Genomic DNA, 19,812 nt, shown 5'->3' with positions numbered 1-19,812 from the left:
CGTGGTTCCACCCTTGTTCCAATCTAGACGTATTTCCTTCTAGATTGCTCAAGTTCAGATAACGGCTGATTCCGTCAATAATTACTAGATTACTCGTTCACTATTGAAGTTCAAAGGTGGTAAAATCATTTCTCGTGTTAGGAAGCTCACACCCTTGACTTCCCTCTCTGTAAACCGTAAAAATGATTTCGTGTCCTTATCGTTACTTTTTCGTTCATGTCTATTTGTTAACTTATTATAGTGATCAACTTTTTAAAAAGCAAGCCTATTTTTACTAACCATTTTCAAAATCATTTTTTATTGTATTTCACAATAACATTATGCAATGGCCGCTCAATTTACCTATTTCGTTATTTTTCCAGTTTGTAAATCAACGATTCTTATATGAATACCCCATTCTAAAATGTGTACATATTCACCTCACAAAACTATATCTATAAAACTTTTTCAATACAATCTTTTCGTATAACTTTCTTCTAAAGAACGTGCAACATCTTCTTCAGAAGTATTTACTTTCGCATGTTCCAGTAACATTTTAGCAGCTGAAGGTAACTCTTTTTTATGTAACCAAGATTCTGGATCCCACATCTTAGATCGGATAAAAGCTTTTGCACAATGAATATAACACTCTTCTATTTCAACAACAATTCCAAGTAACGGATTGCGTCCATTCGCCTGCATTTCTTGCAATATCTCTTCGTCGTTTGTAATATACGCTCGGCCGTTTATTCGGAGCGTCTCCCCAAGTCCGGGAAGAAAAAATAGTAACCCTACGTGCGGATTTGAAATAATATTCAAAATGGAATCTATACGACGGTTACCTGGTCTTTCTGGAATGATAATTTTATTATTATTTAATACGTATACAAATCCAGGTGCGTCTCCTCTCGGCGAGGCGTCACACTCTCCCAATTTATTTGCAGTAGATAATACTAGAAACGAAGATTTAGACAGAAAATCTACACAATGATGGTCTAATGATGAAATAACTTTTTTCAATGCTCGCTCACTTGGTTGCCCCAATATTTTCCGTAACTCTTCCTCTGTTGAAATAATCGATTTTATTTCTTTACTCTCTATCCCCACTATTAACCACTCCATTTTTCTTTATTTTCCCAAAATCCAATACAAATATTGTATAATAAAATTTGCAGAAAGGGGAATTTAAATGACAGAGTGGTTAACAATATTTGATCCTGAAAGAAATACACTTGGGAAGAAATTGCGTGATGAAGTGCATCGTGACGGTGATTGGCACGAAACATTTCATTGTTGGTTTGTAGAAAAAGATGATGAAGATATGTTTTTATATTTCCAATTACGCTCTAAAAATAAAAAAGAAGCTCCGGGTATATGGGATATTACTTCAGCCGGACATATTATGCATGATGAAGATGTACAAATTGGTGGTCTTCGTGAAATTGAAGAAGAATTGGGTCTTTCTTTTCAAACGACTGATTTAGCATACAAAGGAATCTTTAAAATAGATTATGAAATTTCAAATCTTACGGATCGTGAATTTTGTCATATGTATTTCCACAATGTCATCAATCCACTTCCATTTGCACCAGGTGAAGAAGTAGACGATGTGATGAAAATACATGCAACTTCTTTTCTACAACTATTACAAAGAGAGATTTCATCTTTTACGGCTATTTCTGTTTTAAGCAATAAACCGATAACGATAACATTTGAAGATATTTATCCATACGATCTTGCATACTATGAATTTGTTATAGAGCAAGGAAAAGACTTACTAGAAAATAATAATTTATAAATAAAATAGGACTCCCATTTTAAAGTACTTAGGAGTCCTATTCTTAATAGTGGATGATTGACAATACCCAACACTCCACCTTATTTTCTCTCTTTCGATGTTTGGAACATACTTGGCAGCGTTACAAAACGTGCCCCTTTCGTTTTCAACTGCGGAATGATTTTGTCCAGTGCCTCTACAGATCCTTGTAAATGCCCACCTGGTGTTGAATGCTGAAGGATAACACTGCCAGGAAATGAATTCCCTAACACATTATTTGTAATCGTATCAGCGCTTACGCCTTTCCAATCAACCGTATCAACACTCCACTGTACAATCATAAAGTTTTGCTCTGTCGCCCACTTCAATTGATTTTCAAGTATTTCACCGTACGGTGGACGTATAAACTTCGGTGCATAACCAGCTAAACGATTTAATATTTCTTCTGTTTTTATAATTTGATTACGGTACTCAGCATCATTTACTTTCGCTAAATTCGGATGGCTATACGTATGATTACCAATTACATGCCCTTCATTCGCAATACGTTTTACTACATTCGGATACTTCTCTGCGTTTTCACCAAGCAAGAAGAAAGTCGCTTTTACATTATGTTGTTTTAACTTATCTAAAATTTTCGGCGTAAATTCTAAATCTGGTCCATCATCAAATGTAAGAGCGACTTCCGCTTTATTGTATGGTCCTGAAAATGCGTACGCATATTTTTCGACCCACGAAAATGGCGTCCACGATCCACGCTCATCTGCTTCCATTAGTACTTTATAATTTTGAGGGATATATGCGTATGGCAATGAGCTTATATATTCTCCATAATAAAATGAGTTATATGGCATATAAGCATACGAAACATCTCGTTCTAACCCCCATTGATATGGGGCAAACATTTCTGACGAATAAAAATAATACATAATAAAAACCTCCCTAAAATTTCATATGTGATTCCTCTGCACTTTGTTAGGGAAATTCCTATTCATGAACAAAAATAAGACTGTCCATAATTAGGACAGTCTTATTGCTTTATATTATTAATAAATCGATGTACTATCTTTCGGCAAAGCTTTCACATGTTTTAAATAGCTTGTCACTCTGCCATCATCACCTTGCGGGTACTGATATCCAAATGTGTTAGCAATTTCGTTCGCCACTTCCCTAAATAATTTCCCCATGACAAAGAATGACTCCCATATATTTTCATATTCCGCATTCGAATAGGTACGTTTAAATTGCTCCCACATATCTTTTTCAATATATTGCTCGAAATGCTTCCCAAACTTCCCTGCATTACCTGTAAAGTCTGTTTTCATTCCAATATGCCATTCTAGCATTACGATGAACATATCTCGTACTGGACCATCAAGCATCCCTTTCGCATAAGAAAGTTCTTCTCTCCATAGTCCTTTCCCTACATTCGTACTACACCACCAAAATTCATTACAGCAATCTAAAAACTCTTTTTCTGTAGGCTTTTTTATTAAGTAGTCTTTATCGCTTGCTGGTGGAAATTCACCAATACAATTATCTTTATCCAGAAGCAGCTTACTTAAACTATCTTGTCCAACGAACATATTTATCAAATCAAATGGAACGAGCGTTAAATCAATTCGATTTCCATCCATAAACTGCATTAAATACGGAAATTTCCCGTCTTCGTCCGCTGGAATTAATAACATTTCTTCTGGCATTTGTACAATCATTATTTCTCCAAATCTATGAATCCAATTATGATTAGACGTAAAAGATTGTATATCATGTACAACATACATAATATCGTAGTCTTGAAAACAATCTCTCTTCACATTTGAATTTACACGTGATCCATTCATGATAACTGCTCGGATTCTCTCATCCTCTTTTGCTGTATTTATTATTAAGTCTAACATTTCTTTTTCAGTTCTCATCTATTCCTAACCTCCAATTTTTATATAAACTTATATTTCCAAGTATGTTGGAGGTCCACGAGCTAGCTGCGTTGTACAAGATACATGTTATAATTTTTGAAATTTCTTTTTCATCCCATTTACCTCCTCAGATCACTCTTTTACGACCGCCATTACAAACCCATCGTATCCTTTACTTCCTACAGTTTGAAGCGCAGTAGCACTTACACGTGGCTCTGCAGCTATTAATTCATAGAAGCGACGTATCCCTTGTACGCGAGGATCGTTACTCGTATTGTCAATAACTTCTCCTTCACGTACTACATTATCACCAATAATTACAGTTCCAGGGCGTGATAGTTTCAGTGCCCATTCAAAATAGATAGGGTTATTTTGTTTATCAGCATCTATGAAAATAAAATCAAATGGCTCATACTTCTCATTTTCAATTTGCTGTAAAGAATCTAAAGCTAATCCTGTTCGCACTTCAATTCTATCATTCAAATTGGCACGTTTAATATTACTACGTGCAATTTCTGCATGTTTTTCGCTTGCTTCCAATGTAACAATTCTGCCTTCCGATGGCAATCCTCTTGCAAGCCATATCGTGCTATATCCGCCTAGAGTACCAATTTCCAAAATGTTTCGAGCTCCTTGAATTTGTACTAATAGTTGCAAAAACTTCCCTTGCGTTGGCGATACATCATGTGCTGGTAAATTAGCTGCCGCGTTTGCTTGAAGAACTTCTTCTAATATAGAATCTTTCGGTATTAATACATCACTCACGTATTGATCAACAGCCATCCACTTCTCAATCGTACTCATGTAAATACCATCCCTTTCAATACTTTTCTACTATTCACATTTGATTATACCGAAAGTTCTGTCTCATAAACAAAAAATAAAGAAGGGACATCTACTCCATTACAGAATAAATATCCCTTCTTTCGTTTATACATTTATCCCCTACGGATTAGTAGACCAAAGTCCTGCTGATTTAATAAATGTACGTTTATTTAATTTCAGCTGCGCTACGATAAACTCTGCAATATCTTCTGCTTGCATTACTTTATCTGGGTTTCCATCAGTTAACCCTAAATCTACAGCCATATCCGTCGCTACTGTACTTGGAGTTAAAGCTGTCACACGAATGTTATGTTTACGAACTTCCATCGCTAACGATTCTGTTAAGCCAAGAACACCAAATTTTGAAGCACTATATGCACTTGTTACAGGTGCACCTTTTTGTCCTGCTGTAGATGAAACGTTAATAATATCACCTGATTGTTGTTCAATCATACTTGGTAAAGCTGCACGAGTTGCATAGTATACACCCATTAAGTTTACTTGAATGATTTTTTCCCAATCAGCAACGTCTAATTCTAAAAACTTACCGAATTTAGAAATACCAGCGTTATTAATTAAAATATCGATAGATCCTAAACCGTTTTTTAACGTTTCAATTGCAGTCGTTACCTCTTCATATGAAGATACATCAGCAGTCGCAATAACAGCTTTTACGCCTTCTGCTTCTACTTCTTTCGCAACAGCTTTTAAGTTTTCTTCTGAACGAGCTAAAAGACCGACATTTACGCCCTCTTTCGCTAACGCGATCGCTACAGCACGACCAATCCCTCTACCTGCTCCTGTAATTAAAGCATTTTTACCTTGTAATAATTCTGCCAAGTATAACACTCCTTAATCATCTCAGTTATGTATTGTATTATATTAAAATTGTATCTGTGTTTATGTAAAAAGGCAATGATGCACTTTCATGTGCGTAGGTTACTTGTAAGTAACTATAGAAAGTTTTTATTTATTAGTCTCATATTTCCATCATTATTCATGTAAAATAAAAACAAATCTAGCATAGGAGAGTGTATGTGTATGAAAAGAAAAAAATGGTTCTTGTCACTAACTGCAGTCGGACTATGTATCATATTGTTTGCGATGTACTTTATATTTGGTAATCCACTAAACTATAAAGTAATAGAAAAAGATACTAACGAATATCTCCATACTATAAAAAGATATAAGCAAGCAGAAATACAAAGCATTACTGGAAGATATACTCCCCTTTATAATATCGGCTATTATGCAGAAGTCGTTTATAAAGACGAACCTTATTTTACATACGCTTATACATACGATACTAATAAAAAAATAATACAAGACAACGGCATTTTAGGAAGACATACTGAGTCATTTGAAAACCTTAATTTAAACTGGTCATTGTTTGACGAGTTAGTAGACGGGATTCATACAAACTTACAAGAAAGAGGTTTAAGTGAGAAGAAAGATTATTCTATACGCAACGTTCAATTCATTGATATAGATGATGATAAAAGTGGTGCAGAAGCGTACGTTGACTTCCAGAAAGATAAAGAATCAGATTACTCATACCGTATGAATAGCGAAGGGAGAGCTTATCAATATAGTTGCAGTAATGGGAAATGTATTTTTAAAGAGAAATAGTGTTAGAAGAATTTCCTCCTAACACTATTTCTCTTCATAATTTGGAATACGCACAATAAATTCCGTACCATTCCCTTCCTTACTCTCGACTTTTATATCTCCTTGATGAAGGTCGAGTACTTTTTTTACGATGGCCAAACCTAAGCCACTTCCTCCATACGCACGATTTCGTGAAGAATCCGCTTTATAAAAACGTTCAAAAATATGTTGTTTCTGTTCTTCTGATATACCAATTCCCGAATCGCGAATACGTACTTCCACTACTTTCTCATGTTCTTGTAACTGGATTGTAATTGTGCCACCATTTGGCGTGAATTTAATGCTATTATGAATTAAATTGATCCACACTTGACTCATACTTTCTTGATCGGCAGTAACATGCACTTTATCCAAATCAAGTTCTAACTCAATTTCTTTTTCAGCCCAGAGCGGTTCACTATTTAACACTACTTGCTTTAACTGTTGATCTAATTGATAAGTCACTCTTTCTGGTGTGTACTCTTCCGATTCTAAAAGAGTTAGTTTCAATAAATTTTGACTTAGTTTAGATAATCTCGTCGTTTCTGTTTCAATAATGGTAAGATAATGCGTTCTTTTTTCCTCGGAAATATTGTTATCTTGTAATGCTCTAGCAAAACCTTTTATAGATGTTAATGGTGACTGTATTTCATGTGAAACATTCGATACAAATTCTTGACGCATTTTCTCCATCGCATTTAGTTCATCTGTCATATCATTTATACTTTTTACGAGTAAACCAATTTCTCCATCATACTTTTCTTCATTTCGTATTTTTACAGAGAAGTCTCCTTTTGCAATTTTTTGTATAGGTTCAATAATAGTCCAAATCATCGCCTGTCGTTTTGGCCTCATTAATATCCCAAACAATGTCCAAATAAGAACAATAAATACAAAACCAACCATATCACTAATTAAAAAGGCAACAAACGACGATACATGTATTTCAAGAGCATTCAATATACTAGTTGCTACATAAAATGCGATAGACCAAATTATAGTGAGAAAAGAAAAGAGCGCTATTATCGCTCCCGTTACTTTCAACATCTTCAACTTACTCATTTCTTTTCTTTTTCTCATTTACTTACCTCTAAGCGATACCCTAAACCTCTTATCGTTTTAATACTAAACTTCGACTTCTCTTCTTGAAATTTCTCACGTAGCCGATTAATATGAACGTCTAGTGTACGTTCATTCCCTTCAAAATCATATCCCCATACATCTTCAATTAACTGCTCTCTCGAACAAGTTCTTCCTGCTTTAGAACCTAAAGTAAAGAGCAATTCGAATTCTTTTAGCGGTAATGTAACTATTTGTTCTCCAATTGTAACTTCAAATGTTTTACGATTTAACAGTACATTTCCAACTTGAATCGATTGCGATACTGTAATTTGGTAACGTTTCAGTAGTGCCTTTACTCTCACTACTAGTTCTATCGGATCAAATGGTTTTACAAGATAATCATCCGTGCCAAGATGAAATCCTTTTACTTTTTGAGACGTTTCCCCTTTAGCAGTTAGCATCAAAATTGGAATATCATAGTACTTCCTTAATTCAAAACATACATCAAATCCATCCATATTCGGCATCATGATATCAAGAATAACCATATCAACTTTTACTTCGTCTATTTTCTTAAGTGCATCTAGACCATCAATTGCCTCATATGTTTGAAAGCCTTCGCGTTCTAAAAAAACAGAAACAAGTTCTCTAATATGCGGATCATCATCCACTATTAAAATATTAGGTATCAAAGAAACCATTTCCTTTCTAATTAGCATCCTTTATAAAGCTTTTAAAAATGAATAATCAGCGGAGTATAAGCCCCACTGATTATTCATTTTATAATGCACCCTCTTTAATTTTCAATTGTTGCGTTGCAAATTCACGATACATATCATGTGTGCGTAACAATTCATCATGTGTACCACTTCCTGTAAGATTCCCTTTTTCTATAAAGATAATTTTATCTGCATCTACAACAGTAGAAAGTCTATGTGCAATAACTAACGTTGTTCTGCCTTTCATTAAGTTATTTAACGCTTTTTGAACGACAGACTCTGATTTACTATCTAGACTTGAAGTTGCTTCATCTAACATAAGGATTTGTGGATTTCGAAGTAACGCTCGAGCAATGGCAATTCGTTGTCTTTGCCCTCCAGAAAGCTTCACGCCACGTTCTCCAACTTCTGTTGCATAACCATTTGGCAAATCATGAATAAATGCATCAACATACGCCATCTCTGCTACTTTTTCAATTTCTTCATCTGTCACTTCTCCCTCAACACCGTAACAAATGTTATCACGAATCGTTCCATCTATTAACGGACTATCTTGTGAAACGTAACCAATTTGACGTCGCCATGATTGTAGTGAGTAATTCTTAATTGAATCTTTTCCCAATTTAATGGCACCGCTAGTCGGCTCATAAAAACGTTCTAATAATGAGAATAACGTCGTTTTCCCGCTACCACTTGGTCCTACGATTGCTGTTACTTTTCCTGATTCAATTGTGAAATCAATATTCTTTAAAACTTGCTCTTCTTCGTTATACTCGAAATGTACATTTTCAAGAACGATTGACTGCTTAGCATTTGTGACCTTCACACCAGTTTCATGATCTTCTACTTCATATTCTAAAATTGTATTAATTCTTTCCGTTGCACCAATTGCCTTTTGGAATTGTGTAAAGAACATAGATAATTGACTCATCGGCATTATAATTTGAACTAAATATAATATAAACGCTACTAGTTCTCCTGTTGTTAATGCTCCGCTAGAAACTCGCATTCCACCATATCCTACGATAATAACAAGCAATGCCATTAAAACAAACGACATAACTGGTGAAATTAACGCTTGCACTTTTCCCTCTTTCAAACCAAATTGTAATAGCTTTTCAATACCTTTATTTCCAGTTTCATATTCCCTTTTTTCTGTGTTCGAAGATTTTACTAAACGAATTTCTGATAATACTTGCGTTAATACACTAGTAAAAGAAGCCGTTTCATCTTGAAGTGCTTTTGAAATCTTATACATTTTTCGTCCAAGTGGAACTAAAATAAGTACCGATAATGGAATAACTGTTAAAAGTAAAAGTGTCATTTTCCAATCTAAAACAAATAATACAATTAATGATCCAACAATTGAAATACCACCTGTTAATAAGTTTGACAAGTGCTCAGAAATTAATGTTTTCACAACTCCTGTATCATTTGTCATACGGCTAATTGTATCGCCTGTTCTATTTTGATCATAATAAGTTACTGGTAATATAAGCACCTTTTTCCACAAGCGTTCTCTCAGTCCAGCTACAATCTTCTGCCCAATATAATTTAATAAATATATAGATAATCCTGCAGCTATAGTTTGCATAATAAAGAATGCAACTAGCCCAACAATTTGTCCTGTACTTATTGACGAAAGTGAGAAATTATCTACTAATCCTTTCGTTAACATTGGTATAAATAAACTCGCTCCTGTAGAAAGCAAACTCATTAATAACGCAAAAGCAAGAATCCCTTTCGGAGGATTTGTATCTTGAATAAGGCGTAAAAACTGCCTCCAGCTCCCTTTTTTCTTCATCTCATTTCTAACTTCCATTCCTGTTCATCTCCTCGTGTTAAACCAAACTGTTCTTTCTAAAAATAGAATACAATACAAATGTAAACTGAATGTAAACACACTTTTTCTGTTTTTACAAAATATACATACAAACGCATCTTTACAACAGATATAAACATCTGATATTATTACCTAGTGCTAAATATTATTCTATGTGAATTATAAATAACCAATTTACGATACTATATAAATCTCCCGTTATTGAAAGGAGTATCCTTTTTGCAAACAAATATACATTCCGAAAAGGAAACAATTATTTTTATTCATGGCTTAGTCGGCAATCGTCGCGCCTTCAAAAAAGAGCATAAACGATTTTCAGCCACCTATAATATTATAACTTACGACTTATTAGGTCATGGCGATGATAAAGGTGCAGATATCGAATTTTCATTACAGCGCCTCGTAGATCAATTATTGAATTTATATGAAAAAGAAGGCATTCAAAAAGCTCATATTTGCGCTCTAAGTTACGGCTGTTATATTTCTACAATTTTTGCACAAATGCATCCAGAAAAGGTATTGAGTATTTGTCACATTGGTGGACATTATAATAATCCATCCCTTTTATATAACGTATTTCAAAAGTTTTGGGAGAAGCGAGGAGACGATTACTCTAAATGGCTCTCTCAATACGCAAATACCATTTTTCCAAGTGGCATACTAAAGGCAAATCCGTTCGCAGTCATTTCAAGAAATATTTATTACCGTTTCGGATTGCAATTACATTCATCAATTATTGCCCAATCATTACGGCATCGTTTAGAATTCGATTTAAAATCTAAATTAAAATCACTTCCCCACCCTATTCTATGGGTAATGGGCGAACATGATCATCTCTATAAATCTTGTCTTTTTGATTTAAAGTCCATTCTTCCAAACGTTTTATATAAAGAAATACCGCTTGCAGGACATGCAGCAAACTTATTTCGCCCGAACTATTTCCATGACCTATACGCTCGATTTTTAAATGGGAAGTTAAAGTAAAAGCTACTACATTCCTAGTTTATTCAACTATAAAAAGGCTTCCCAAGTTTCCCTGGAAAGCCTTTTCTCTATACAAAAAGTATATAAACTACTTTTTCTTAGTATGCTTTTGTGTAACCTAACATGTGCTTGCTCCAGTAAGAGTTACTTACAGAACTAATACGTACACCAGTTGCATCTGTTTCTGCACTAATGAACTGACCGTTTCCTAAGTAAACACCCATGTGAGAAGGACCTGATTTATAAGTATTTTGGAAGTATACTAAATCACCTGGTTGTGGATTGCTAGTTTTTGTTTTAGAGCTCCAGTATCCAGCAACTGTTTGACGAGCGCCTTTATGACCAGTTTGATTTAATACATAGTGAATGAATCCACTGCAATCAAAACCAGCAGGTGTTGTACCAGCAGTTCTGTATGGTGAACCATTTAAAGATCTAGCGAATCCAGCGATTGAAGATGTATCTCCACCTGTTGTTGGTTTTTGTACGTCTTTACCTGGTTGTTGAACGTTATTTGTAACGTTATTGTTATTGTTATTTGTAACGTTGTTTACTCCGCCTTTTACAAACTTAACGAAGTCTGCACTTACATAACCTGTGCGGCCGTTATGGTTAATTTTGTACCAACCATTTTCAGCGCCAGTAACGTTTAATACTTTACCTTGTGTTACGCCACCGATTACAGCGTTGTATGTAGCTGGGCCTGTACGTACTTTTAATGCACCAGTGTTAACAACATAAGAACCACCAGTTTGAACTGTAGTAGTATTGTTGTTTGTAGTTGGTTGTTTTGTTTCGTTAGATACAGCAGAACCACCTTTTGTTACGAAGTCTTTGCTTACGTATCCAGTTCCACCATTGAAATTGATTTTAAACCAATCTTGTACTTCTCCAACAACTTGTACTGTTTTACCTTTATTTACAGAGCCTAATACTGTATGAGATGCACTTGGGCCTGTACGTACGTTTAGTGAAGAAACGTTTACTGTGTAAGTACCAGTTCCTTGTTGAACAGTAGTTCCTGTTTTACCACCAGTCGTTACGAAGTCACCACTTACATAACCAGTTTGACCGTTTACAGTTACTTTGAACCAACCGTTTTCTTGTCCAATTACTTGTAGTACTTGACCTGATTTCACTTTAGAAATCACGTTATGTCCTGTACCAGCACCTGAACGAACATTTAATACATCAGCAGTTACTGTGTATTTTAAGTCAGATTTTGTTTCTACAGTTTTTGTTTCAGTTACAGTCGTTTGATTTTGTCCATTAATTTCTTTTAGCGCCTCGTTTGAAACTTGTGCCTGAGCAGAATCCATACCTGGAACTGCAACACCCACTACTGAAGCTGCTGCTAAACCTGCAATTACTTTTTTCATAAGTTGTCTTTACTTCCTTTCCCTACTATCCTCTTAAAAAAACTTATAAACTTAATACTTTACAATATTATCAAAGTAAAATATTCATTAAGTTCCATTTTTTAACAAGAGTTTTATTTTTCACACAGATTTCATTTTAAACGAATGAAGTGAATTCCGTGTGAACTTCATGTGAACCTTACCATTAAACTGACTGTTTTTGCAATGCTTTTTTCAAATTCCTTATGTATTTCATTGAAAATTCGACATTCTATTCCTTATCTTAATATATTTTTCCTATCCACTCCGAAAAACTCTATTAATCTAATACAATGCAAAGAATGTATTTCCTAGTATAGTTCCTTCCATGGAGCATACTCTTATCATGACAAAAAATACTTTTTTTATCAATAGTATAATATTTTTAGAAAACTATTTTTGATACTGTCTATCGCTTGTAAAAGATTTGACGATTTGTAAGATTTAACTTCAAAAATTCTGTTCTAATTTGACGAAAATGTACATTCCACTCACTATTTTCCGCTACATATGGAATTTTAAGGATATTTATATTATCATATATAGAGTGGCGTCTTAATCCATACATGTATTATCCGCCCTACCGGGAAACCAATCGAACTTTTACGGGTCGGTATTCTCCACGTAGCATTGAATTTTGATATGGAAGTCTTAATATTAAAAAAGGAGGTATATTTATGAAAAACATAATAGATGATCCTATAAATAAAAATATAGAACTGTACTATGCTTTTTTTCAATTCGTTTCAATTATTACCTTACAAAAAATATCAACTATTGAAACACGTAAAAACGAATTAAAAAATCAGATGAAAAATTCCTATCAAAAAAATCCTTACTTCTTATAAAAAGGTGAACAGATTATATTTCTGTTCACCTTTTATCCCGCATTAACGGACAGTATGACCCCCACCCCAAAATTTAGCGAAAGCAAAGAAATTAGGGGTGGGATTAAAGTTTCACTTTATCATTCCTACATTATTTATAAATTTTCACACGTTTTTCTAAAGGTTGGTATTCTTTTTCACCTGCAGTTACCACCGGTTTACCAAACGGCATTTGCGCAGTAAGTTTCCAGTTTTCTGGAATTTCCCATTCTTTTCTCACTTCTCCATCAATTAATGGATTGTAATGCTGTAATGTAGCACCAAATCCTTCAATTTCTAAAGCCGTCCAAATTGCAAATTGTAACATTCCTGAGGATTGTTGAGACCAAACCGGAAAATTCTCTTTATATAAGGCAAAGTTTTCTTGCAGTTGTTCCACTACTTGACTATCTTCGAAGTATAGGACCGTTCCATAACCACTTTTAAATGCATTCATTTTTTCTTCAGTAGATGCAAAGTTATTTTCAGGTACAATTTTTCGTAACGTTTCTTTCGTAATATCCCATAACTTATCATGTTGTTCTCCAAGCAAGACGACAACGCGAGCGCTCTGAGAGTTAAAAGCTGAAGGTGTATGTTTTACAGCATGATAAATCACTTCTTGAATTTTTTCATCAGAAACTACTTGCTCTTTACTAATCGCGTAAATAGATCTTCTGTCTTCAATTGCTGAGTAAAAATCTTTTGCCATCATAATTCCCTCCAATTTTCATTTGAGGCTTTTTCATATGTACACATCATATTCTGCCTCTTAAAACTTATCATTAATAAGTTTCTAACTTTAGACTATCAACAAACAATAATAAACTCAAATAATAACACTCACATTTTTTACCTTTTTATTTCCTAATTATAAAAATAAAAAGGCAATTTATGGTTACCTATAATAAGTAACAACAAATTACCTTTCTTAAATGATGATCTAAGTCAATATTTTACTTAATTAACTAAGCCAAATGCATAAGACATTAGCTTATTCGTCTCTGTAAAACGCTTCGTTTTACCTTTCGTTCCCATTACAACAGTAATAATACGAGTATCACCTTGTTTTGCTGTACCCGTAAAACAATACCCCGCGCTATCTGTAAATCCTGTTTTTAATCCGTCTATTCCTTCTATATATAAAGCTTTATTATTTTTGTTTAACATATCATTTGTACTTATAACATTAATGTTATTAAATGCTAACTGACTTTGACGTAAATGAGTCACTTCTAATATTTCTGGATAATCTTTTACAAGATGATACGCCAAGTTTGCTACATCAGCAGCTGTCATCTTCGTCTCACTTCCATCAGGTTCTTGTAGTCCTGATGCATTTGCGAATTTCGCATACTCCGACATTTTAAACTGCTTTGCTTTTTCATTCATACGCTGAACGAAATCTTTCTCTGTTTTTGCCATATGCTCAGCTAAAGCCACAGCCGAATTATTTGCTGATTCAATCATTAATGCATGGTACAAATCTTTAACAGTTAATGTATCATTAACTTGAACTGGGATTCTCGCACCCTCTGTTTGTGCCGCTTTCGCACTCATTTTCACCGGATCTTCCCAGCGAACTTTTCCATTGTGTACATTTTCTAATAGAAGATACGCTGTCATCATCTTAGACATACTTGCTGGTGCAAAAGCTTCATTCTCATTATGTTGATAAATAATATCTCCATTACTCGCATCAATAATCATAGCTGCTTTTGCATCAATTTCCGGTGGTATGTACTTTGGTGGGACTACTTTTTCAGCTAATCCTGTTTTAGGTAGTTCTGCCACCTGTAAAGGTTGTCCCTCTATATTTGTTGCACTCTTTTGAGTTCCTTGGAATAAGAACCAACATATCCCTAAAATAATGACTACTAGGATCGTCAGCCTTCCCCATTTTAACCGCTTCATTTCAAAACTCCTTTAGCAAACCATTTATACACTCACATGTAACCATAACAACAATTACTTTATATCGTCAAGGCAAAAAGCATATTTATTCATTTCATACATTTATGTTACACTCAGTATACCGAAATATAAGAATATTAAACGTTGCATTATCGTAATTTAACTATTTAATAGAAAGGATTCTTACGATGCTACTTCCAAAAACATTAAAATACGGAGACACAATCGGCATTTATTCACCCTCTTCACCAGCAACCTACACTTCTCCAAAAAGATTTGAACGAGCGAAATCCTACTTACAACAGAAAGGATTTCACATATTAGAAGGTTCACTAACAGGTCGATATGATTATTATCGTTCTGGCAGTATACAAGAGCGTGCCGAGGAACTCAATGCTTTAATAAGAAATCCTAATGTATCTTGTATTATGTCAACAATTGGCGGTATGAATTCTAATTCATTATTACCTTATATTGATTACGACGCTTTTCAAAATAACCCTAAAATAATGATTGGTTATTCAGATGCAACAGCTTTACTGCTAGGGATTTATGCCAAAACAGGAATCCCTACATTTTATGGTCCGGCACTCATCCCCTCCTTTGGAGAATTTGAGCCTTTTGTAGATTATACATACAACTATTTTGTAGAAACATTACTACATGATCATTCACTTCCTTACAACATAAAACAACCTTTATTTTGGTCAGATGAATTTATTAATTGGGAAGAGAAGACGAAAGAAAAAGAACGTAGACATAATAGTTGGATTTTTGTAACAAATGGACAAGCTACCGGACGTGTTATTGGCGGTAACTTAAATACAATAGAAGGAATTTTTGGTAGCCCTTATATGCCAAGCATTCAAGAAGGTGATATTTTATTCATTGAAGATAGCTCAAAAGATGCAGCTACTATTGAAAGAAGCTTTTCATTACTTAAAATTAACGGTGTATTTGATAAAGTTTCAGGTATACTTCTTGGAAAACATGAGCAATTTGATGATTGTGGTACAAAGCGCAAACCGTACGAAATATTATTAGAAGTACTGCAAAACCAAAGTATTCCTTTACTTGCTGACTTTGATTGTTGTCATACCCATCCGATGATCACTATGCCGATAGGTGTTCAAGTGAACATGGATGCAACTAATAAAACAATACATATTTTAGAAAAATGGAAGATATAAACGACGCTTATATTATAGGAAGAACATGTTATAAACTTTTCCATTAGGGAACATAAAAAAGGCTCCGTTCATCACGGAGCCTTTTTTATTATTGTCCTAAATTTTGAACCTTGTCTTTCAAATCACGAACTTGATCTATCGTCTGCATAAGCTCAGAGTTTTTAAATTGCTCTACATCCACTTTCCCTTCTTCTATCTTTGTCATCGCCGTATCAATTAATGTATTTAATTTTTCGTTATATCCGACGATTTGCTGATGAAGATCCTTTGCTACATCCGGTGGCGTTAATTCATTGAATGCAGGTATATCTTGTTTTATTTCACTAAGCTTCGTTTCTAATTCTTTTCGAGCTTCGCTATCATTAATGGCCTTTTCAGCTAATGCTGGTGCATCATTTGCAAATGCACTTATTTCATTTACATAGTCTGTCGCTTTTTGAGCATAATCTATGGAGTTCTTACCTTGCTCTACTAGTGAACATCCCATTAAACCAATTGAAACTAAACATACTAAGAAAATTGATTTGATTTTCATTTTTGACTCCCTTCGTCACTATACTTGTCTGTAATCTTCTTTATCATAACTTCTAGCTAAATCACCTACAACCTTTTTAAATAGCCATTTAACCGCTCACATGCCCTATTATCGTTACAACATCTATTTCTATATGTACGCTAATAATATCTTCAATTATATCCATATATCCTTGTCCTATAGCTGCTCCATAGTGTAATGTAAGCCCCTTCTTTTCATACACTGACTTTGGCACTGAAAAAATAAATCTCCTCAAGTTTCTTTCATCAGCAGGCTCCATAATTAAAACAATTCCATCCTCTTCAAACATATACACTCGCCCTCCAACTTTACATTCACTATGGCTCAGTATTGCCTTTGTCAGCTAAATTTAAAACCAAAAAATAAGTTGCACATCGCTCTATAATTAAAATAAGAAGCATTAATTCTTTTTTTAAGGTTTAATGCTTCTTCAAAACTTTGATTTAACTGTCCATAATCCGTATTATGCGAATTTTTTCAATTCCCCTCAATTCTTCATTTCCGGACAATATAGAGTACATCCGTTTCAGATAAACCAAATTTCCTCGCACTTCTCATTCCTTGTTTTTCAGCTATGTTATACAATTCAACCTTAAATCCTACATTCATTAATCGTTGTATAAATCCTGATTGATTATAAATTCTTACATGTTCTTCATGACCAAAAGCTAATTTTCTCAATTTTGGCGTTAAAATTAATTCATTCTCTATAATAATATCTACATTCATTACGATTGGAGCTTGAATAATTCCCCATCCATTTGTTTTTAATACTCTATATAACTCTCTCATCGCTTTTTCATCATCTTGAACGTACTGTAATACATGGCCACATAAAATCACATCAAATGTATCATTTTCATATGGAATTCTAGTAACATCAATTTCCTGCATTAATGGATCCATTGGTTCAATATCTCCACATACATATGTAATATTTTTATACTGAGCAAACCAACTTCTTAACTTCGCTTCTGGTGCAATATGAAGAATAGTATCATTTCCACTTAATAAATCCGTTTCCCTTTCAATATATACACGATATAACCTTTCACGGTCCATCGAATCACATACCGGACAAATCCCCGTATCTTTATTCCACATCTCGAATTTATATTTTGGAAAAGCGTAATGTTCTGGCCAAGGAGAAAATTTTTCGAATTGTTGATTGCAAAATTGACAATAGCAGACTTCTTTCTCAAATAAAAGATGAACTAACTTATTTAGTTCCTTCTCTATCTTTTCATTATCAATTTGATTTAATTGACTATTTTTTACCGTATCCTTAATTATTAACACCGCATTTTCCAAACAATGAGTTAAACATTCTTTATAATCTTGCTCACAATTTAAAAACCCACTATTATATGCATCTAGTATTAATTCATTCCATTCTTCAATTGTCTTTAATGTAAATTGCATTTGTTTTTGATTTTCCCCACTATGTTGTCTAAAATAACTAAGGGGTTCCTCTATATAAACTACTTTCCCTTTCCTCATCATATCTAGCCATGTTGCAATGTCATGAATAGCAGAGTAACTCTTCCCCTTAAAACACCCAAAACCAACTCCTAAAAATTCCCAGTTAAACAAAACTGTTGTAGGCTCACCAACTACATTTTTTAAGTTTTTTAACATATAATCCCCTAATTCTTTGCCTTCAAAAAGTGTAGTTTCTTTGGCGATTTTCATATTCAATGTTGATGGCAGTAATACTTCTCCATTCTCATCAATTAATTCACGATATGACGTCACAAACGAAATGTTTTCTAGACTAAAAAAACAGTTCATCATTCTTTTAATCTTTTCAGGATGAAATAAGTCATCATCTAATAAAAAGTTTATATAATCTCCATTTGCAAGTTCTATACACTTATTAAAGCTCTCTGCTTCTAATCGAGATTTATTTTTAACATATGTAATACATTCATATTGACTTAAATATGGTTGGATCATCGCTTGAACTTCACCGTTTGTACTATCGTCAGAAATTATTATTTCAATATTTTCATATGTTTGATTCAAAGCACTTTTGAGAGCTAATTCCAAGTAATGAGGTTTATTATAGGCAGGAATAAGTATACTGACTTTCGGTAAATGAGAGTTGTTATTCCGATACTGTTTTTTCTTTTCTATATTTATTTCCTTTCGCTTAATTTGTCGGTAGTAGTCTAATGTATATACTATTGATGATGGAACTAATTTTTTTGCATAGTCTAGAAAATTAGTTATCGCTTTATATAACTCTTTTTCAGTAGATAAAAATCCATACTTTTCTCCAACTATAATACTATGTGAAAAATCCTCTACTCCATCCATAAGTTTATTAGATTCATTCAACTGTTGTCCTGAATGTAATCGGAAGTAACTAAGTGTCTCTGCTATATATACTGCTTTTCCTTTACTTAATAAAGATAACCATGAGGCTATATCTACATTACATAAATACCTTCTCTTATCAAAAATCCCATATGGTTCTTGTAAATCATTTTTACGAAATAAAACTGTTGTTGGTTCTCCAATATAATTTTTTTGATCCACAATTACCCTATTTCCTAATTCTGTTCCCTCTATAAGAGTATCCTCTTCAAATAAACGGACAGTTGAATAAATATGTCGTAGTTCTTTCCCTTTATCATCAATTACTTGACGATGAAATGTTACAAGTTTGATTTCATTATCTCGATCATTGAAAAAATACTTCATCATTTTTTCAATTTTATTCACATGAAATATATCATCATCCATTAAAAAATTTATATACTCACCGTTTGCTTCATTAAATAACATTAGCGCATTTTCGAATTGTCCGAGAGTTGACCTGTTTTTTATATAAATAATATTTGAATGATCACATAAGTATTTTTGTAACACATTTTCTGTTTCGTCATTCGTGCTATCATCTCCAACAATAATTTCTATATTAGAATATATTTGTTGTAATACGCTACACAATGCTTTTTCAAAGTAGCCAGGACGATTATAAGTAGGAATTAATACACTTACTAACGGAATTCGCTCTATCGCCTCTTCACTTTTTTCAAAACGATTCCCCATCTTTTCCCCCACCTTTTCGCATATTATTTATATACGCGACCTAATATCACATTACTTAAACCGTATGAAACCTTTAT

Annotated in this window: 19 protein-coding genes and 1 other annotated feature (1 of these 20 cut by a window edge); of the genes, 5 read left to right on the top strand and 14 right to left on the bottom strand. The window is 33.7% G+C overall.

The window, feature by feature from the left end; all coding sequences use genetic code 11:
- Window positions 1-212, bottom strand: a binding site (T-box leader); it reaches 20 nt to the left of the window's first position.
- A 235-nt stretch (window positions 213-447) separates the two neighbouring features.
- The gene (locus PDL00_RS07605) at window positions 448-1,086 is read right to left on the bottom strand and encodes a pyridoxamine 5'-phosphate oxidase family protein (RefSeq protein ID WP_270728799.1); all 639 of its coding nucleotides are present in this window, start codon (window positions 1,084-1,086) and stop codon (window positions 448-450) included.
- 82 nt (window positions 1,087-1,168) lie between these two features.
- Here PDL00_RS07605 and PDL00_RS07600 point away from each other — a divergent pair, with 82 nt between their 5' ends.
- The gene (locus PDL00_RS07600) at window positions 1,169-1,777 is read left to right on the top strand and encodes an NUDIX hydrolase (protein WP_242254322.1); all 609 of its coding nucleotides are present in this window, start codon (window positions 1,169-1,171) and stop codon (window positions 1,775-1,777) included.
- Window positions 1,778-1,857: 80 nt separating this feature from the next.
- On the opposite strand, the gene PDL00_RS07595 is transcribed toward PDL00_RS07600, so the two are convergent.
- The 4 genes from PDL00_RS07595 to PDL00_RS07580 form a co-directional block, all read right to left on the bottom strand.
- A complete protein-coding gene (locus tag PDL00_RS07595; protein WP_270728147.1) occupies window positions 1,858-2,685 on the bottom strand; it encodes a peptidoglycan-N-acetylglucosamine deacetylase in 828 nt (275 codons plus the stop codon).
- Between the two features lie 117 nt (window positions 2,686-2,802).
- The gene (locus PDL00_RS07590; RefSeq protein WP_270728144.1) at window positions 2,803-3,675 is read right to left on the bottom strand and encodes an aminoglycoside 6-adenylyltransferase; all 873 of its coding nucleotides are present in this window, start codon (window positions 3,673-3,675) and stop codon (window positions 2,803-2,805) included.
- A gap of 132 nt (window positions 3,676-3,807) precedes the next feature.
- Entirely contained in the window at window positions 3,808-4,479 is a 672-nt protein-coding gene (locus PDL00_RS07585) for an O-methyltransferase (RefSeq protein WP_270728141.1), read from the bottom strand.
- Between the two features lie 141 nt (window positions 4,480-4,620).
- Window positions 4,621-5,340: a 3-ketoacyl-ACP reductase gene (locus PDL00_RS07580; RefSeq protein WP_270728138.1), complete on the bottom strand. Its 720-nt coding sequence runs from the start codon at window positions 5,338-5,340 to the stop codon at window positions 4,621-4,623.
- A 201-nt stretch (window positions 5,341-5,541) separates the two neighbouring features.
- Between PDL00_RS07580 and PDL00_RS07575 the strand changes: the two genes are divergently transcribed.
- The gene (locus PDL00_RS07575) at window positions 5,542-6,129 is read left to right on the top strand and encodes a DUF3139 domain-containing protein (protein WP_242254316.1); all 588 of its coding nucleotides are present in this window, start codon (window positions 5,542-5,544) and stop codon (window positions 6,127-6,129) included.
- A gap of 24 nt (window positions 6,130-6,153) precedes the next feature.
- Here PDL00_RS07575 and hitS read toward each other — a convergent pair whose 3' ends face one another.
- From hitS to PDL00_RS07560, 3 genes are all read right to left on the bottom strand, one after another.
- A complete protein-coding gene (hitS, locus tag PDL00_RS07570; protein ID WP_270728135.1) occupies window positions 6,154-7,227 on the bottom strand; it encodes an envelope stress sensor histidine kinase HitS in 1,074 nt (357 codons plus the stop codon).
- On the bottom strand, window positions 7,224-7,901 hold the full coding sequence (gene hitR, locus PDL00_RS07565; protein ID WP_242254312.1) for an envelope stress response regulator transcription factor HitR: 678 nt from the start codon (window positions 7,899-7,901) through the stop codon (window positions 7,224-7,226). The genes hitS and hitR overlap by 4 nt, the downstream gene beginning before the upstream one ends.
- Window positions 7,902-7,989: 88 nt before the next feature.
- Entirely contained in the window at window positions 7,990-9,750 is a 1,761-nt protein-coding gene (locus PDL00_RS07560; protein ID WP_270728132.1) for an ABC transporter ATP-binding protein, read from the bottom strand.
- Window positions 9,751-9,990: 240 nt separating this feature from the next.
- Here PDL00_RS07560 and PDL00_RS07555 point away from each other — a divergent pair, with 240 nt between their 5' ends.
- Complete coding sequence (locus tag PDL00_RS07555) at window positions 9,991-10,755, top strand: alpha/beta fold hydrolase (protein ID WP_270728130.1); 765 nt, start codon at window positions 9,991-9,993, stop codon at window positions 10,753-10,755.
- A gap of 98 nt (window positions 10,756-10,853) precedes the next feature.
- Here PDL00_RS07555 and entFM read toward each other — a convergent pair whose 3' ends face one another.
- On the bottom strand, window positions 10,854-12,134 hold the full coding sequence (gene entFM, locus PDL00_RS07550; RefSeq protein ID WP_270728127.1) for an enterotoxin EntFM: 1,281 nt from the start codon (window positions 12,132-12,134) through the stop codon (window positions 10,854-10,856).
- A 695-nt stretch (window positions 12,135-12,829) separates the two neighbouring features.
- On the opposite strand from entFM, the gene PDL00_RS07545 reads away from it, so the two are divergent.
- Window positions 12,830-13,000, top strand: a complete 171-nt coding sequence (locus PDL00_RS07545) for a DNA mismatch repair protein MutT (RefSeq protein WP_242254303.1) — start codon at window positions 12,830-12,832, stop codon at window positions 12,998-13,000.
- A 130-nt stretch (window positions 13,001-13,130) separates the two neighbouring features.
- Here the strand turns inward: PDL00_RS07545 and PDL00_RS07540 are convergent, their stop codons facing one another.
- Together PDL00_RS07540 and PDL00_RS07535 are read right to left on the bottom strand one after the other, a co-directional pair.
- Window positions 13,131-13,733 (bottom strand): nitroreductase family protein, encoded by a 603-nt coding sequence (locus PDL00_RS07540; protein ID WP_242254301.1) that lies wholly within the window; start codon window positions 13,731-13,733, stop codon window positions 13,131-13,133.
- Between the two features lie 245 nt (window positions 13,734-13,978).
- Entirely contained in the window at window positions 13,979-14,932 is a 954-nt protein-coding gene (locus PDL00_RS07535; RefSeq protein ID WP_242254299.1) for a D-alanyl-D-alanine carboxypeptidase family protein, read from the bottom strand.
- Window positions 14,933-15,120: 188 nt separating this feature from the next.
- Between PDL00_RS07535 and PDL00_RS07530 the strand changes: the two genes are divergently transcribed.
- Window positions 15,121-16,122, top strand: a complete 1,002-nt coding sequence (locus PDL00_RS07530) for a S66 family peptidase (protein ID WP_270728122.1) — start codon at window positions 15,121-15,123, stop codon at window positions 16,120-16,122.
- A gap of 88 nt (window positions 16,123-16,210) precedes the next feature.
- Here the strand turns inward: PDL00_RS07530 and PDL00_RS07525 are convergent, their stop codons facing one another.
- The 3 genes from PDL00_RS07525 to PDL00_RS07515 form a co-directional block, all read right to left on the bottom strand.
- Window positions 16,211-16,657 (bottom strand): DUF6376 family protein, encoded by a 447-nt coding sequence (locus tag PDL00_RS07525; RefSeq protein ID WP_242254295.1) that lies wholly within the window; start codon window positions 16,655-16,657, stop codon window positions 16,211-16,213.
- Window positions 16,658-16,745: 88 nt separating this feature from the next.
- Entirely contained in the window at window positions 16,746-16,967 is a 222-nt protein-coding gene (locus tag PDL00_RS07520) for a hypothetical protein (protein ID WP_000461288.1), read from the bottom strand.
- 206 nt (window positions 16,968-17,173) lie between these two features.
- A complete protein-coding gene (locus PDL00_RS07515; protein WP_270728117.1) occupies window positions 17,174-19,735 on the bottom strand; it encodes a glycosyltransferase in 2,562 nt (853 codons plus the stop codon).
- Window positions 19,736-19,812: the final 77 nt, after the last annotated feature.

This window comes from Bacillus cereus group sp. TH152-1LC (genome assembly GCF_027710505.1).
In the GTDB taxonomy this organism is placed as follows: domain Bacteria; phylum Bacillota; class Bacilli; order Bacillales; family Bacillaceae_G; genus Bacillus_A; species Bacillus_A mobilis.
This window is presented reverse-complemented; position numbering and strand designations above follow the sequence as displayed.